Genomic DNA, 16,401 nt, shown 5'->3' with positions numbered 1-16,401 from the left:
TTTGGGACTTATATTTTGTGAGAAATATAGCCATACATTTCTTTTAAGAATGGGCTGGAAGCGTTGTACAGCATATATTTGATACGCCATGATGCTAAGAAGCTTGAGACAAAGCTTCTTTTTTTGATGGAATACTTGACCAATCAAAATGCCTTGTTTCCCATACATGACTATTTATACATCGTGAAATGAAGACGAAAACTACAAATGCCCAAACTAGAGCGTTTGCATTCTACATTTCATGCTGTTTCCAGATATAGAACATGAGACTTAAGACCTCATTTTCTATCACAATCTTGTTATTTTATTTTTACGAGGATTGAAAGAAACCGTTATTTTTTTCTGCTTATTTCCTTTTGGGAAAAATTAAATTAATTTTTTTTGCATGTTTTTTATCCGCCACTCGTCTCTATACATACAAACAAGGGATTTATATACGCTTGCTTGGTTAATGATTATCATTTACTTATTTTGGGTCGGGGCATGGGGCATTCATCAAAACAATTTAAACAGCAGGTGACATATTTAAGTCTCTGTATATCACTAGCCATTTCATCGACATTGGCTATGCAGTCTGTTTCAGCGGCACCACAAGTTGCTGAAATGAATTACCACATTCCACAGGGTAATTTGACCAGTGCGTTGAATTTGGTTGCGCAGAAAGCCAATGTGACTTTGTTACTCGACCCGAAAAAGACCAATCTGTTCCAAGCACCTGCTTTAAACGGAAAATACACAGCCGATGAAGCTTTCCAGCATTTATTAAAAGATACGCCTTTTAGTTTGCAAAAAAATGCGACAGGTTATTTGTTAAAAGAAGCTCCGACTACATCAAAGTCAGATACAGCACAAAATAAGGTCATTGCACAAGCATTGCCTGAGTCGCAAAGTACACAGGCTCTCGACGTGGAAAACCCAAACTCTGTTCATGTACAGCTCGAAGCCCTCAGTTTTAGTGGCGAAAAAGAACGAGATGAGCAAGGCTATGATGATGTCTATGATAAAAATATTTCGACCGTCTATGCAGGCAAAGAAGCGATTGAGCGTTTTAAAGGGACGACGCCTTCAGATTTACTGAAAGGAATGTCGAATGTGTATAGTGGCGATGCTCGTAATAGTGGGGCTTTAGATCCGAATATCCGTGGTATGCAAGGGCAGGGACGTGTACCCGTCACGATTGATGGAACAGAACAGTCGATGACGGTCTGGCGTGGCTACAACGGTGCCAATAGTCGAAGTTATATTGATCCGAATTTGCTCAGCTCGATTCAAGTAGTGAAAGGTTCAGTTTTAGATCGTGATGTGAAAACAGGCATTGCGGGTGGGGTATCGGTTAAGACTTTAGAAGCGGATGATGTTGTACGTGAAGGACAGCGCTATGGTGCTGAAATTAAAGTAGAAGGCGCGACGAATACCACCAAAGCCCAAAAAATGCATTCTTATCATGGGCAAGATTATCGGGATGTCGCAGAATCTAAAGGTTGGGATAAGCTCGGTAGCTATAATGGTGAAGACCCATTGGGTCAAGTGACTCCAAAAACCAGCAGTGACAATAAACTCACACATTTAGAAGATCAGGCACTGCGTATTGCGGTGGCGACCAAACAAGATCAATTTGATTTGCTTGCAGCTTATGCCTATCGAGACCGTGGCAACTACTTTGCAGGAAAGCATAATAGTGACTTTTTTAAGCAGGGCGACCGTAGCAACATTGATTACAATACAGGGCTGGTACCTTATATGGCAACGGTCTGGCAACCGGGCAATGAAGTCACCAATACTTCTAATCGTATGGAATCTTGGCTGTTAAAGGGGAACTGGCGACCAAACGACGACCATGCGCTACAACTGACTTATCGAGATACCAACACCATTTATGGCGAAATTATGCCTTCGCGAATTATGTGGCAGACGCAGGATAATGTTCCACAGTGGCCTGTCAGCGAAGTAAGTACAAAAGCTTATAGTTTAAAATATAGATTTAACCCTGAAAATAGCCGTTGGCTTGATTTCAGTGCAAATCTATTTCAGACCGATACGGAATCACAAACCTATTCGGCAGGTGGTTTCGTGAACTGGATTTCAAAACGTGATTATGTTTGGGAAGCCAATGTTGACCGTGATGGAGATGGTGTCCGCGACCGTAGCCCGGGTGATGGTTTTACCATTCTTGATACCGCATTTACCGATGCCAAAACCACTCATAAGGGCGTGAGTCTCAGCAACAAGTTTAACTTTATGGATGCCTTAAGTTTAACTGTTGGAGCGGATTTAACGCGTGAAAAACTGACCACCAAAGATGAATATATCAACGATAGTCAGGGCACCTCTGCTTTTCGTATGTTGCCACGAGCAGGACATCGTTCAGAAAATCAATATTGGTTTAACTTTGATTGGCAGGCGACGTCATGGCTGAACTTAACGGCAGGCGCCCGCTCGGTTTCGTATAGTTCTTTTGATGACTTTTTAAATGGCAATAAAGACAGCATTGCGGGTTTATCGGAAACCACACGGACCATTGGGCAGAAACTGTCTTATACGGAAAACGTTGATGTCTATACCCAAGAAATGTTTGATGAAATGGATCAAAATGGAGCTTTTGCTTATGATTGGGGGGGCGTTAATCTTGCGCTACGCAACCGCGCTAAACGTGCCATTGGAAAAGCCTATCAATTTAAAGGGGTACATTACTGGTATGCCGACGCAGATGGCAAGTTTCATGCAGAGAACAATCCATTCTTAAATGGAACAGTCGACTTAAGTCAAAAAGACTTGGCGCTCAATACCAATGGTCAGCCTGATGTCAGTTCTTCTGAAGTCACAGAGACTAACTCAACTGTGGTGAAAAAGAAAAAAGACCATAAAAATTGGGCACCTGCTGTTTCGGCAGCCATTACATTGAATCCGAACAACCGTTTTTATATTAACTATACTGAAGCCTATCGCATGCCGAGCATGTTTGAAACGACTTTAGGGTTTTCGGCATCACAGTCAGGTTATGATCTAAAACCCGAGCATGCCCACAATTTTGAACTGGCTTATGTATATAACATGAAGGATTTGTTTAACTTACAAAAAGGGCATGCAGACATCAAACTGGCGTACTTCCACAACAAAACAGAAGATGTGATTGAACGTAATAACCAACTGAAATTTAGCAATATTGATAAACAGACAGTCGAAGGCTATGAGTTTTCAGGGCGTTTTGACAATGGTAAATACTTTACCGATTTATCCTTGGTTTATAACTCAAAAAATGAAGTCTGCGATGAAAGTTCAGGTCTGCTTGCAAGTCTAGACGCCATGACTATGTCGGGTGTAGCAAAAACCTGTATCAATTATGGTTTCCCAACAGGTTATTTGGTCAATATGGCCTTACCAGAATACCAAGCGAACCTAACCCTCGGCACACGGTTATTGGATAACAAATTAGAGCTAGGCACACGTCTGAATTATTTTGAAGGCTATGACCATCCTTATATTGGAACTGAATTGGTGGCTTGGTTTAACGCACCTTTGCAATGGGATGACACGCTAACCGTCGATGCCTATGCACACTACCAACACAGTGAGCATTTAGGTCTGGATCTAATTGGTACCAACTTAACCAATCAATACTACTTGGATCCTTTAACCCGTTCTGCGGTTGCGGCTCCAGGTCGTGCCTTTAAATTAGCATTGAGCTATAAGTTTTAACTTGAAATAGAAGGTTATTAGCTTGATTAATATATGAATATTTTAAAGCTGAATGTTTTGAAATATTCAAAGTAATACCGAAGGTTGGGCACTCTATATCGGCTGAACCTTCAGTAGCAAGTCCATGTATTCACATGTGGATATACGGAAAATAACAAAACTGTATTCGTACAGTTTAATTGACAATTTACATAGCCCGATCTTTTTTATGCTTTACATCTAGAGAATTGAATCAAGCATAAATACAATCCAAATATGTAAATAATAATCATTAAGATTATCATTTAATTATTGATGATCTTAAATTCTAAATAAAAGGAAATGAACAAATGAAATTTAAGCAACTTACACTGGCAATGATTGCTTCATTGGGCGTAATGGGTTCTGCACAAGCAGCCTTGGTTTATGGGCAATCGGACACGACCAATTTGTTATTGGGCTCAGCGTATAACCTTTCTGGCACAGCAGCAGGGGGTGTCCAAGGTCAGTTATTGAACTTAAAAGCATCATTTGAAGATCATCTGGTTAGCTTTATTAATAATCCAAATTATGGCGGTACTTATGATCCTGCAACAGGCATCTATGGGTTGGCTGCAGGGATTGATTTGGCCAGTATTCCATTTCCACATACAGGTCTCGGTGTTTGGAAGTTCAAGAATGTAAGCCCCGCTGCAAGCAATGATGTTTGGTTTGGCGAATGGGCCAAAGAGGTGAAAGACAGTGCTGGAAACTATACAGGTGCTGCTGATGCAGCAACCCGTACAGTTTTCTATATTGGCAACAATACTGGCGCATCAGTACCGAATGCAGGTACTGCAACTTATAGCGTGAGTGGCATTAACAATGGAAACAACTTGACTGCCACAGGTGCCAATACCTTTACAGCAAACTTCAATAATGCAACTTTGACGGGTCAATTAACTGGTACAGGAACGGTAAGCAGCCTACAAGTGAATGCTGATATTGACGCAAGCTCAGCAAGCTTCTATGGAACTGCGACTGCAAACGGTTCAATCGCAGGTGATGCATCGGGTCACTTCTTTGGTAACCAAGCGACCAATACTGGTTCTTTAGCAGGTATTGCCCAGTTTGATGACCGTAATTTAGATACGGCCTTTGGTGGTGTTCAGACTTCATATACTCCCTAATTGAAAGGCGTGAAAGACTTACTTCGGTAGGTCTTTCATATTTCTATGTTTTATCTTTTGAGTGTGAGTAATGAAAAAAAAATGGTTAATTGGCATATTCTTTTTAAGTCAACAACATATATATGCAGCAGATGACGACACTCAGTTGCGTTTGAACCAAGAATTACAACAACAGCAATTACAAATAGAACAACAGTTCAAACAGCAACAAAACATAGATGTTCATCCATTACCGACGATGGTGATTGATGGGGAGGCCGTCCAAGTTCAGCCAAATGTGGAGGAGGTTGGACGTGCTTTATACATTGCAGTCATGCAAAAACAGTGGCAGGCTGCTCAGATTTATTTAAATCGCTATTTAAATTTTAAAGATCATGACCTGTCTTTGGCTTATTTTGCGCAAGCCTCACTGGCAAGAGTACAAGGTCAGGCGCAACAAGCTGAGCACCTATTTCAGCAGGCCTTAGAATTGCAGCCTGAAAATATGATGATTCGTTTGGAATTGGCAAGATTATGGACAGAACAACAAAAAAATAAAGAAGCCAAACAGTTATTTGAACAGGTGAAACAGCATTTAGCGGGGGCGAATGATCAAATTAGTCACAATATTAATCACAGCATCGACGCGTATTTAAAAACTTTAGATCAACGTGATACATGGCAAGGCAATGTAGCTTTGGGGATACGTCATGCAACCAATATTAATAATTCTTCCGAGCGTTATACACTGGTGCCCACCATTGTCGGGGTAGATGCAAATGGTGAATATATTATTCGGGACTTAAAGCAAGGTACTCCAGATCCGATTGATGCAAGTGCATTCGACTATGAAACAGTCATCAGTAAACGCTGGTCACTTGTAGGGCAGCATGGATTTGCATTCAAGGCGTTGGGTTATGGAAAAAGTTATCAAAAGCAAAGTGACTATAATGAAACCACGCTCAATTTTAATGCAGGCTATAGTTTTCAAAACCCACGTAATCAAATTTTAGTTGCACCAGTGTTTGAACATCGGCGCTATGCCAATGATACTTTGTCAAATGCTTATGGTATGCGGGCAGAATGGATGCGTTTTATCGGACAGGATAAGGCCTTAAAACTGGAAGCAGAAATTGAAGATGTCGATCATATCTTATATGAAAAACAGAGTGGCATTGAAAAGTCGATATTTCTGACCTTTTGGAAAGTTCTACCACAGCAGTGGACGTTGTTTTCAGGATTAGACTATGTCGATCACAATACCGAGGAACAGTATTTTGCAGCTTATGAACAACAAGGTGTTCGCTTTGGGTTGAGTAAACCAATTACAGAAGGCGTTAACTTGACTGTGTTTAGCTCTTTACGTTGGAGACAGTACGATCAATATGTCAATGGTTTTGGCTTTGATACCCGACGTCATGATTTTGAACAGAATTATACAGCGGTACTGCAAATGCCCAAATTCACACTATATGGTCTGACCCCCAATTTAACCTACAACTATAACCAAAATAAAAGTAATGTAGACTGGCTATATAGCAACGATAAGCAAAGTTTAAGCTTAAAGTTTGAGTACAAATTTTAAATTAAGAGGCTTTCATTTTGACGTAGGTCACATAGTTTCCGATTTGAAAAAACTCAAGCTGAGGGTACTGTAACTGGATCAATTGCAGTGTTCCAAGCAAGTCTTGTTGAGGGTTAATAATCCCCGTCACTTTAATTTGGCTGAGTTCTTTTTCATTAAAAATCATGTAGCCACTATGGTAAGCATTTAAGCGATTGAGAAGATCAGGTAAAGCCAGTTCATTGGCCTGAATTTGTTGCATTTGCCATGAAGTTTTGAACATTTGTGTATCAAAGACTTCAATTTTTCCAAGGCCATGAGCGTCAACTTGTATCCGTTGACCTTCTGAAACAATTAAAGGCTTAGCCTGAGCAGTCAGATTAGCACGGGCTTGAACACGTGAATGCAACATATTCAGTGCACTTGTATCGGTATATTGGTTGACAATAAAACGTGTACCAAGTGCTTGATAGTCAGCTTGTTTTGTATGGACGATAAAAGGGCGAGCAGGGTTCTTAGCGACATCAACATAGATATCACCTTGGATCAATTCGATTCTTCTTTGCCCAGTGGTGTAATCCACTTTTATCGCTGATTTAGGCGCGAGGGTCAGCATTGAGCCATCATCGAGTACAATATTCTTCACTTCACTGGTTGCAGTTTTATAGTCTGCAAAATAATAAGAAAAGGGAATATAAGTAAAACTCAAATAACCAAGACAACTGATGGCCATCAGTGAGAAAACAGCCTGATTAAACAATGAGATAACTTTTTGTTGTTCATGCTCAATGGCTTGAAAGGTTTGTTCGACAGTTTCACCATGTAGGTTTTGCTGGCGTGATAGGTTCTGCATTTCAAGATCAAAGTCTCGAAATTCTTCAAAATAGGGCAGATATTGCGGATGATTTTTTTGCCAAGCCTGAAACTCTTGCTGAACTTGTGCACGCTCAGTTGGGTTGTCACAGTTGAGTCGAATCACCCAAAGGGCAATTTCTTTACGAATATGCCGAGCGTCTTTCATTCTTCGCATTCTGCGTGCATTTTATGGCGTAGCTCATAACAGAGACTGAGTCCATCGGCTAAATAGCCTTGTATGCTACGCAGTGATTTTCCTGTTAATTCAGCAATCTCAGTTTGGCTATAGCCTTCAATATAATAAAGAATAAAGGACTGGCGCACTTTAGCGGTGGTTTTACCTAAGGCAACCGATAGAAAATCCAGAATTTGTATGGTGTCTTCAATAGTGTTGTCTTGAATTAGCTCTTGTCCTAATTGAGCTTCATCGTAGAGATTTTTTAAGTAATTGGTTTCAATTACATTTCTACGATGCTGATCAATCAAAACGTGTTTTGCAATATTGATGAGATAGGCTTTGGGTTCTTGGATCGAAGCCAACTTATGTTTGGCTTGGATTAAACGCACAAAAGTATCTTGCACAATATCGGCAGCATTAAAGGGATGCCGAATGCGATATCTGAGCCATTGAATTAACCAGTCATGGTGCTGAAGATAAAGTTCACCAATTAACTGTTGCTGTGCTTTGGAAGAGGTGGAAGGAGACATAATACTTCCCCAAGGGTTTAAATGATATTGATTATCATTTATGATGTGTCCAAATGCAATAGTGCGTAAAGTAAAAAAGACGATTTTTCAGTACAGAGAAGAAAGTTAAATTATTTTTGCGTATTTTGAACTTTTTGTTCGTCTATATGTATAAGTCCAGTTTTACAGTTTAGAAAAATCATCAATCTCAAGAGATCCGAAAGCGTGATTCGAGTTGTTGGGAAATTCTGAAAAGTACAAACGTGGAAATCAGTACAAACAGGAACCATAGGATTTAAACGTGACCACCAGTATGAACCAGCAGCTAGAAACAAGTCTGTCACAGCGTCTAAAAACGGAAACTTCGACAGAACATGATCGAATGGAACAGTTAATGGCACAAGCAAAAGTCTTTGAAAACCAAAGTAACTATGCGCGCTTTACTTTATCTCAGTATTATTTCCAGAAAGATGTTGAACACTTATATGCACATCCTGAAGTGGTACGTATTATCCCAGACTTAGATGTGCGTGGTCGTTCAGATGCTGCGCTGTTGGACTTAAAAGATCTAGGGTTAGCACCTCAATCCAGTAGCATTGCAACAGATCATGTCAGCTTTCCTCAAGCTTTGGGCTGGATCTATGTGTCTGAAGGTTCGACTTTAGGTGCAGCATTTTTATTTAAAGCCGCGCAGAGCCAGTTTGGTTTTAGCGCTGACTTTGCTGCGCGTAATTTAGCTGCTTATCCAGAGGGGCGTGCTGTGGTCTGGAAACGTTTTAAGCAGGCTATGGATGATGCCAACTTCAGTCAAGAGCAGCAAGATCAGGTGATTGAAGGGGCGATGCAAGGCTTTTCTCGCTTTGGTCAATTGTTAGCAGACTTAGAACAATTGAAGTAAGAGGCAGACATGCAAAATACCGAGTTAAGTTCAATATCCAAACCTAAGGATGACTCAGATTCAAATCTTGCAAAATCAATTTGGGTACGTTGGGTGTGTATTGGGCTTGCTTGGGTCTGTTTGGCTATAGGCACATTAGGAATCATTATTCCTGGTTTACCTACTTTTGATTTTTATTTTTTAGCCACTATTTTTGCCGCTAAAGGTTCGGCGCGTTTACATCGTTGGATTGTACAGAATCGGGTTATTGGTCCTATTTTACAACAATGGAAAGAACATAAAACCTTACCGACAAAAGCGAAAATACTTTCTTTGTTGAGTATGAGTCTTGCTGCTGGACTTATGCTTTGGAAAGTACCACATCCTTATTTTGTCGGTATTGCAATTATTATTATGATCGCTGTGCAAATTTGGATTTGGTGGAAAAAATAATCATAAAATCAATAAGTGTAGAAAACTATCAGCACGCTATTCATGTGCTGATAGGGTATGAAGAACCCAAATTTTAATAAAAATAATCAGTTTTAAATCTATAAAAAAGATGAATGTTTATTTTTATCAGCTTGAGTAAATTTTATTTTTCTAAGAGAAGAGGCTTAAACTAGAGCTTCTGCCAGATTTGATTTTCATCATCATAAGAGACAGTAAAATTAAAACGTGAATCCGCTGTCACAAGGTAACCCGTTGGGGTTTTCATGATGACTTTTAAAATGGTGCCTTCTTCAAAGTTAATGGGCGGAAAGTCTTCTTTTGTCAGTGTTAGTGGTTTTATCAGTTCAAGTACTAGTGTTTCCATGGAACAGACCCAACAATTTTTTTAATGTCTCGATACTAACATGAAGTAATTTTTATGTGTGTAAAAATGATCTTTTATCCATGAAATCAAAAAGTAATCGAAAGATAAGCTTGGCGCATTTTTATATACATAGGAATTTTAAATCTAAAGAATAGCTTTCACTTTAGGGCCAAAGAAACCTACAGCAGACAAAAAACATCTAAGTGCAAAGAATGCTCAGATATTTGTGTTTAAATTATTGATATTATTTGATTTAACTGGATTTTGACTTCGGGGTTATAAAAATATCTAGATGAGGTCTTGTAGATTTGTATCTAAATAAAATAACGTATAACCAAATCAGGATAAGTAAAGTGTACAAACTTGCTGTAATGCGATTGTACTAAATTAAGAAATAAGGATTAGTATGCAGGGATTGCATACCTTAAAAATAAAAGGGATATACATCGTTCATGTTTAAGTCATTTTTCCCAAGCCCTAAATGGTTCTTCCTTTCAGTATTACTGTGGTCTGTGATCAATGTCGTACTGTGGTATACGGGAGGCAACACATGGGGAAGTGCTATAGGATGGCCACAAGGATATGCAACAGCTGAACTGCCTATTGGTGTAAGCCGTTTTTGGTCGTCTTCCTTTCTTTGGTTTTACCTATGGTTTTTTATAGCAACAGCACTCTTTGCCTCGTTCTGGCGTTTTTTTTCAGACAATAAGTGGCAAAGATGGTCGATCTGGGGTTCTGCATTTATTCTGTTTAACATTTGGTTTGGTGTACAAGTGAGTGTTGCAATCAATGCTTGGTACGGTCCTTTTTGGGATACGATTCAAGGCATGCTGGGTAAAGGAGGTAATATCAAAGAACTCTATATGGGGACTTTAACTTTCTTGTATATTGCCATGATTGCAGTGACTTTCGCGGTTATCAATGCCTTTTTTACCAGTCACTATGTGTTCCGGTGGCGTACAGCGATGAATGAATATTACACCGAGCGTTGGGAAAAATTGCGTCATATCGAGGGGGCATCACAACGTGTACAAGAAGACACCATGCGTTTTGCCACGATTATGGAAGATTTGGGCGTAGAGTTGATCAAAGCAGTAATGGTATTGGTGGCTTTTCTTCCAATTTTGTTCGAGTTATCGAAACATGTACCAGAGCTACCTGTCGTTGGTGAAGTAAAGCATTCTTTAGTGTGGGCGGCCATTATTTGGGCTATTTTTGGTACAGTTCTGTTAATGGTGGTGGGAAGCAAACTACCAGGTTTAGAGTTTAATAACCAAAAAGTTGAAGCTGCGTATCGTAAAGAATTGGTTTATGGGGAAGATCATGCAGATCGTGCTCAACCCGCGACATTGACTGAACTATTTAGTCGGGTACGTAAAAACTATTTCCGTTTGTATTTTCACTATGCTTATTTCAACTTAGTGGCAACTTGGTATAAACAATTGGACATTTTATATAGTCTTGTTGTGCTATTTCCTGCGATTGCAGCCGGGAAAATGACTCTTGGTTTAATCAATCAAATTGGTAATGTATTTGATAAAGTCCGTGAGTCATTTCAATATCTCATCATGTCATGGAAAACCATTATTGAGCTACTTTCGATTTATAAACGTTTGAAAGCTTTTGAGTCGACACTTGACGAATAAACGCATTGTTTTTAAACCTGCCTCTAGGGCAGGTTTTTTTATGTGCTCAAGCATCGTTTTGTCTATAACTTGTGTTGTATGGTTCAAACTAAATTGATTAAATGGTGTTGAATTTATCATAAAACACATCATTTTGATGTATTCATCAAGCTAAAATAAATAATAAAAACAGTAGTTTGAGTTTGTTATTTTATGATCTTTCCGCTAATGTTTTTATGCGGGTGTTTAAGAGTAAAGTCGTAGTGAATTATAAAATTTTATGGGTATTTGGGGTTTTGGGGAGTGTGTTACAGGGCTGTACTAGTCTGGGAAATATAGCACAAGAACCGTTTACAAATATTGCATCACCACAAGAACTCATTGTAGAACGAAAAATTAATGATACTGACAAAAGCAGCAAAGAATATGTGTACCACAAAGTGGGTGTACAAAATGAAAAAGACATTGAGGTGCTCTATCCACGAACCATGTTCAGTCAGTATTGCCAAGCCCATGGTGGACGTTTTACTCAGACACAAAAAAGTAGTTTTAGCTTAGTGAAAGATCCGTGGGCGAAAAAGTTACTTCGCACTTATAACAGTTTAAAACAGGGAACGGGTACTTTTCGTTGTCAACTTAAAAATGGTGAGCAGTGGCAAGTCAGCATAGAGGCTTTGTCTGAACGTAAGCTACCAAGTTCCAATGATACTCGTGTGGTGAATCTACAAACTAAAGTCTTGGCTGAACATGGACAAGCACCAAGAAATACCACCCCTAGTACTGTAACGAAGAAAACGGTGACCAAAGCTCCGCAGACAAAGTCAGAGGTGAAAAAAGAAGAGCCGAAAAAAGAAGTGGAGAGCAAAAAGGAAACTAAAGTCGAAGAACAACCTAAGGTCAACAAAGCTGTAGAAACACCACAACAGCAACAGACCAAACTGTATGTGGCAGCTCGCCGTGATATTAACAGTGGTCGCAACCAAGTCACTGCTTGCAATAATGCACAACGCGCATATAACTATGGGCGTTTACCAGGTTCAGATGCCTCAAATGTTTATACCGAATCAGGCATATTAGTTGCACGTTGTTTAACCAGTATCCCAAGTTATAGCAGTCGTTTTTCTAACCCTAAAGGGCAGGCAAAGTACGTGTTGCAGAACTTAGCCAAAAACCATAACCATACAGGTGCTAAAAATATGCTCAAACAAATGAAGTAATATTTTCGGCTGTTTTTGACAGGACTTCATGTGGGCATCTAAACCAAAGGAACTAGATCATGAGTCATGTCACAAACCCAGCCACCTATTTTACTGCACCTTTGTTAGATCAGACTTTGCAAGAAATAGACGTTGATATTTCTGCTCAACCATATTTTTACAATAATGGTGGGACTCCTGTGTTTTTAGCTGATCTGTCAGATGCTATTGAACTCATTTCTGCATCATCGACCAATGCCAGTATGAGTATGGGGCATGTATATGCTGTGCCTGAAGAGATTGAAACGATCCAAACCGATTGGGGGGAACAAACTCAGCTTGCGTTCGCAGGAAACACTTTTGAGTTTATGCCACTCAAAGCCACGCCTGAAACGGCCGCTGCATTTGGTATGACTTTAGTCAAAGCAGGACAAGCGATTGCAGTTGTCGCAACAGAGCAGATGCTATCTCAAATTGAATATCGTTATGGCATGATGGCAGGTCACTTTTTTCCTTACGATTCATCTCAGGCTAATTTGACCGAGAAAACCTTATATCCTTTTGTCATCACAGACTTGGAACATCATGATTTTCCGCATGTATTTGCTTCGACCGACCCCAATCAATTACCGTTGGTGATTTCAGTAGGACGCTATTTTCCTAAAGATCGAAAAATTTACTTGGCTGATTTGTGGGTGGAATATGGCGACGCGCTTTATATTCCTGAAATGCCAAAGCAAGTCGCCCCTGAATTTGTCGATTTACATAATAACCGTAATGCTGCTTTAGCGTGTTGGAAGGCCGAAAGCGGTCAATCTATGATACAGATGCATACTCTGCTTGATCCCAAAGGTTACTTCTATTGGTTTTGGAACGCATGCCCGACCATTCATCCACAGCTCGATGCGTTTGAATCTGCTGAGTTGAATATAGATATCACTTGAATGAAGCGACTTTATCTTTTTGCTTCAATTACGCGGTAATTTTACAGTTCCATAACAGGCTGATTGACGGGCTTTGTGATACAAAGAATGCAATTGTTGATTGGAGTTGAGTTTATGTCACAGCCTGTTTTAAGCATTTTACGTGGTCGGTCTTCTGCTATTTTTCGTCATGCTGTTTTGGCAGTAGCATTGTGTAGTTCAGTCCAAGTTGCAACAGCCAGTACCACAGTCGACCAACTGAGTAATTGTTTGGTGAAGTCAACGACAGCAACAGATAAAACCACCGTGTTACAGTGGACGTTTGCGGCATTGGCGGCACATCCAGATTTGAAAGTGTATAGCAATGTCACCGATGCACAGCGTACACAGCTAGATAAAAACCTCGCCCAGGTTTTACAACGCATTTTGGTGGAGCAATGTTCAGCCCAGACCAAAGCTGTGATTCAAGCTGAAGGCATACAAGCGGTTGGAGATAGCTTTCAGGAACTTGGACAGATTACGGGTGAGGAAATTTTAAAGAATCCTGAAGTGAAAGGGCAGTTACAAGGTGTGCTGCGCTATGTGGATTTGAATAAATTGGTCACGACTTTTTTAACCCCAGAAATTTGGAATAAGTTGGGTGTGACGAGGTAGTTGTATTTAAATGCTAATCTAAGAATCATAAAGCCTCTCTCCAAAGAGGTTTTTTATTCGGAAGATCAAAATATCATTTATAAATAGAATTATAAGTTGTGTAACTAATTATATTTGCTAGTATTTGATGTGAATTTTTAATTGATTTTTACAATAGATGAAAAAAATAGTGATTGGCTTTTTAGTCTTGGGATTAGTTGGTTGTAGTGCAGGAATGGTGAATCAATCGAAAAAAATGTTAGGTCTCAAGTTATATCAAGACTCTAATGCTGAGCACACAGCAAAGCTTCGGATTGAAAATAAAAATAACTTTGGCGTACGTTTATACCCAAATGGGTGTATGACTTCAATGCAGCCAAACTTCCAAATGTTACCCGAAGTAGAAAGTATGGGATCATTTAAAGAACAAATGCAAAGCAGTCAGATTAAGTATAAACAAAAATTATTAGACATGCCTTTTCCGCCGGCTGAAATTAATTTTGCTGAGTTTAAAGTACCTGCTGAACGTTTTTTAGCAATTAGTGCATATAAAAGTTACCACAATGGCGTAGAGTTGCGTGGTTGTAGCGTAAATGCGGTTTATAAATTTGCAACAAATAAAAATTATGAGTTATTGGATAACGCTGGCGGAATGCAGTGTTCTTTGGCAATCAATGAAATCATGTCCACTGGTGAAAGGGTTGAACTAAAACCACTTAGATCTTTAAATTATGTAAATGAATGGGCGGGATGTGATGCCCAACTCGAAGGTTTGTAGTCATTTAAAAAGAACAGCGCTTAAAAAAGCTCCTTGAATCGAAGGAGCTTTTTTATTTTTGAATCTAAAAAGATGATAGGGCATATCATAAAATATTCATTTGAAGAACAAGACAATTAAATCGTCACAGTCGCCCCTAAAGCTTGAATAAACTGCGCCATCCAAGCAGGGTGTGCAGGCCAAGCAGGCGCTGTGATCAAGTGCCCATCGGTTACAGCTTCTGTCACTTCAATGTCCGCATAAGTCCCGCCTGCTAGTTTCACCTCGGCTGCGCACGCAGGGTAAGCTGAACAAGTACGACCTTTGAGTACATCGGCTGCCGCAAGAATTTGTGCACCATGACAAACCGCTGCAATTGGTTTTTTCGCAGTATCAAACTCACGTACGATTTCAAGGATACGTTCATTCATACGTAAGTATTCAGGCGCACGACCACCGGGAATGACTAAACCGACATAGTCCGCAGTGTGTACCGCTTCAAAGTTGTAATTAATGGTAAAATTATGACCGCGTTTTTCACTATAGGTCTGCTCACCTTCAAAGTCATGAATGGCTGTAGCGATGCTTTCGCCCTCATTTTTATCGGGGCAGACTGCGTGTACGGTATAACCGAGACCCGTTAAGAACTGAAAAGGCACCATCGTTTCATAGTCTTCGGCATAGTCACCCACGAGCATTAAAATTTGTTTTGACATCTTTAAACCCTCTTTATTGTTTGTGCATATTTATATTCAATTTTGATCTAAATTAGCACAGTTACGATGTCATTTTTAAGTCATTTAGTGCTCTTTAGTCGTATAGCTGACGTCATTTTTATAAAAAAGCCCCAAGTAATTGAGGCGTTTTAACTGTCTGTAAAAGCTTGTTAAATCAATCAGTTTATATATTCATTGATATGAAATTTACTATGCTGATGTATTAATAGTCTAATGTGCACGCTTTGCCCTGATATTCATAACGGTTGACATCATATTTTTGACCATTCCAGCGGTAAACAGCAAAACAAAATCCGGGGCCACCATTTTCAATATCTGGCCAGCCGTCTTTTCCTTTGGTTTTTAGAAAAGTAGGGATGCCCATGTTTTCAAAAATGAGTTTCCAAGTTCCAGTTTTTTGCTGAGTAACGATATGGTAACCGATACCTGTGTTGCCATAGCACATGGTGCTGTAGTCTGAAATGACTGCGTCTTTTAGACTGTCACCATTGAGGTCTTTGTATGTGGTGATTTCACCTGTGTCGCAGCTACCTTCCCAGCCATGTTTTGTTTTTGAAAAGCCTGCAGCTTTAAAGATTTGGCTGGCTTCTTTCGCTGGAACTGCGGGTTTGGTTTCTGCAAATGCGGTGGTGCTGAGGAAGGTAAGGGTAGAAAGTGTGAGGATAGCTGTTTTCATTTTTGTCCTTTGATTTTTTGAAAATGGTTATGGTTTTAAAGTAATAGATGGTGGTTAGTGTAGTAGATTTTGGGAATTAGATAGGTAGTTTTAGCTATCCTTTTACGAATCAGAGTTTTGAATTTTTAAATATCTCTCCCTAACCCTCTCCTTAAAAAGGAGAGGGGACATTCATTATTAAATATATGGTGCTATCAAATTTACAATGAAAGCTCCTTCTCCCAGTGGGAG

The 16,401-nt window shown here is 39.6% G+C and carries 15 protein-coding genes; 10 read left to right on the top strand and 5 right to left on the bottom strand.

Annotation, left to right across the window (positions count from 1 at the left end; all coding sequences use genetic code 11):
* The first annotated feature begins 483 nt into the window (after positions 1-483).
* From B9T36_RS06080 to B9T36_RS06070, 3 genes are all read left to right on the top strand, one after another.
* Positions 484-3,696 carry a TonB-dependent receptor domain-containing protein gene (locus B9T36_RS06080; RefSeq protein WP_086208625.1) on the top strand — a complete coding sequence of 1,071 codons (3,213 nt, stop codon included), beginning with the start codon at positions 484-486 and terminating at the stop codon, positions 3,694-3,696.
* A 329-nt stretch (positions 3,697-4,025) separates the two neighbouring features.
* Positions 4,026-4,844 (top strand): Slam-dependent surface lipoprotein, encoded by an 819-nt coding sequence (locus B9T36_RS06075; protein ID WP_086208624.1) that lies wholly within the window; start codon positions 4,026-4,028, stop codon positions 4,842-4,844.
* Between the two features lie 70 nt (positions 4,845-4,914).
* Complete coding sequence (locus tag B9T36_RS06070; protein ID WP_086208623.1) at positions 4,915-6,408, top strand: porin family protein; 1,494 nt, start codon at positions 4,915-4,917, stop codon at positions 6,406-6,408.
* 1 nt (position 6,409) lies between these two features.
* Here the strand turns inward: B9T36_RS06070 and B9T36_RS06065 are convergent, their stop codons facing one another.
* Positions 6,410-7,408 (bottom strand): FecR family protein, encoded by a 999-nt coding sequence (locus B9T36_RS06065; protein WP_162622335.1) that lies wholly within the window; start codon positions 7,406-7,408, stop codon positions 6,410-6,412.
* Positions 7,405-7,950 carry an RNA polymerase sigma factor gene (locus B9T36_RS06060; protein ID WP_086208621.1) on the bottom strand — a complete coding sequence of 182 codons (546 nt, stop codon included), beginning with the start codon at positions 7,948-7,950 and terminating at the stop codon, positions 7,405-7,407. The genes B9T36_RS06065 and B9T36_RS06060 overlap by 4 nt, the downstream gene beginning before the upstream one ends.
* A gap of 280 nt (positions 7,951-8,230) precedes the next feature.
* On the opposite strand from B9T36_RS06060, the gene B9T36_RS19160 reads away from it, so the two are divergent.
* Complete coding sequence (locus B9T36_RS19160) at positions 8,231-8,827, top strand: biliverdin-producing heme oxygenase (protein ID WP_404814602.1); 597 nt, start codon at positions 8,231-8,233, stop codon at positions 8,825-8,827.
* Between the two features lie 9 nt (positions 8,828-8,836).
* The gene (locus B9T36_RS19155) at positions 8,837-9,259 is read left to right on the top strand and encodes a YbaN family protein (protein ID WP_119064250.1); all 423 of its coding nucleotides are present in this window, start codon (positions 8,837-8,839) and stop codon (positions 9,257-9,259) included.
* Between the two features lie 169 nt (positions 9,260-9,428).
* Here the strand turns inward: B9T36_RS19155 and B9T36_RS06050 are convergent, their stop codons facing one another.
* The gene (locus B9T36_RS06050) at positions 9,429-9,623 is read right to left on the bottom strand and encodes a hypothetical protein (protein ID WP_086208620.1); all 195 of its coding nucleotides are present in this window, start codon (positions 9,621-9,623) and stop codon (positions 9,429-9,431) included.
* 452 nt (positions 9,624-10,075) lie between these two features.
* Here B9T36_RS06050 and sbmA point away from each other — a divergent pair, with 452 nt between their 5' ends.
* From sbmA to B9T36_RS06025, 5 genes are all read left to right on the top strand, one after another.
* Positions 10,076-11,269: a peptide antibiotic transporter SbmA gene (sbmA, locus tag B9T36_RS06045; RefSeq protein WP_086208619.1), complete on the top strand. Its 1,194-nt coding sequence runs from the start codon at positions 10,076-10,078 to the stop codon at positions 11,267-11,269.
* 140 nt (positions 11,270-11,409) lie between these two features.
* Positions 11,410-12,465: a hypothetical protein gene (locus B9T36_RS06040; RefSeq protein WP_086208618.1), complete on the top strand. Its 1,056-nt coding sequence runs from the start codon at positions 11,410-11,412 to the stop codon at positions 12,463-12,465.
* A 59-nt stretch (positions 12,466-12,524) separates the two neighbouring features.
* Positions 12,525-13,388: a hypothetical protein gene (locus B9T36_RS06035; protein WP_086208617.1), complete on the top strand. Its 864-nt coding sequence runs from the start codon at positions 12,525-12,527 to the stop codon at positions 13,386-13,388.
* A gap of 114 nt (positions 13,389-13,502) precedes the next feature.
* Positions 13,503-14,021 (top strand): hypothetical protein, encoded by a 519-nt coding sequence (locus B9T36_RS06030; RefSeq protein ID WP_086208616.1) that lies wholly within the window; start codon positions 13,503-13,505, stop codon positions 14,019-14,021.
* Positions 14,022-14,178: 157 nt separating this feature from the next.
* A complete protein-coding gene (locus tag B9T36_RS06025) occupies positions 14,179-14,778 on the top strand; it encodes a hypothetical protein (protein ID WP_086208615.1) in 600 nt (199 codons plus the stop codon).
* A 116-nt stretch (positions 14,779-14,894) separates the two neighbouring features.
* On the opposite strand, the gene B9T36_RS06020 is transcribed toward B9T36_RS06025, so the two are convergent.
* A complete protein-coding gene (locus tag B9T36_RS06020) occupies positions 14,895-15,473 on the bottom strand; it encodes a DJ-1/PfpI family protein (protein ID WP_086208614.1) in 579 nt (192 codons plus the stop codon).
* Between the two features lie 223 nt (positions 15,474-15,696).
* Positions 15,697-16,170, bottom strand: a complete 474-nt coding sequence (locus tag B9T36_RS06015; protein WP_086208613.1) for a hypothetical protein — start codon at positions 16,168-16,170, stop codon at positions 15,697-15,699.
* Between the last annotated feature and the right edge of the window lie 231 nt (positions 16,171-16,401).

The sequence above is a fragment of the Acinetobacter sp. ANC 4204 genome, from assembly GCF_002135205.1.
GTDB lineage: Bacteria > Pseudomonadota > Gammaproteobacteria > Pseudomonadales > Moraxellaceae > Acinetobacter.
The sequence above is the reverse complement of the archived record's forward strand: the minus strand, read 5'-3'. Positions and strand labels throughout refer to the sequence as shown.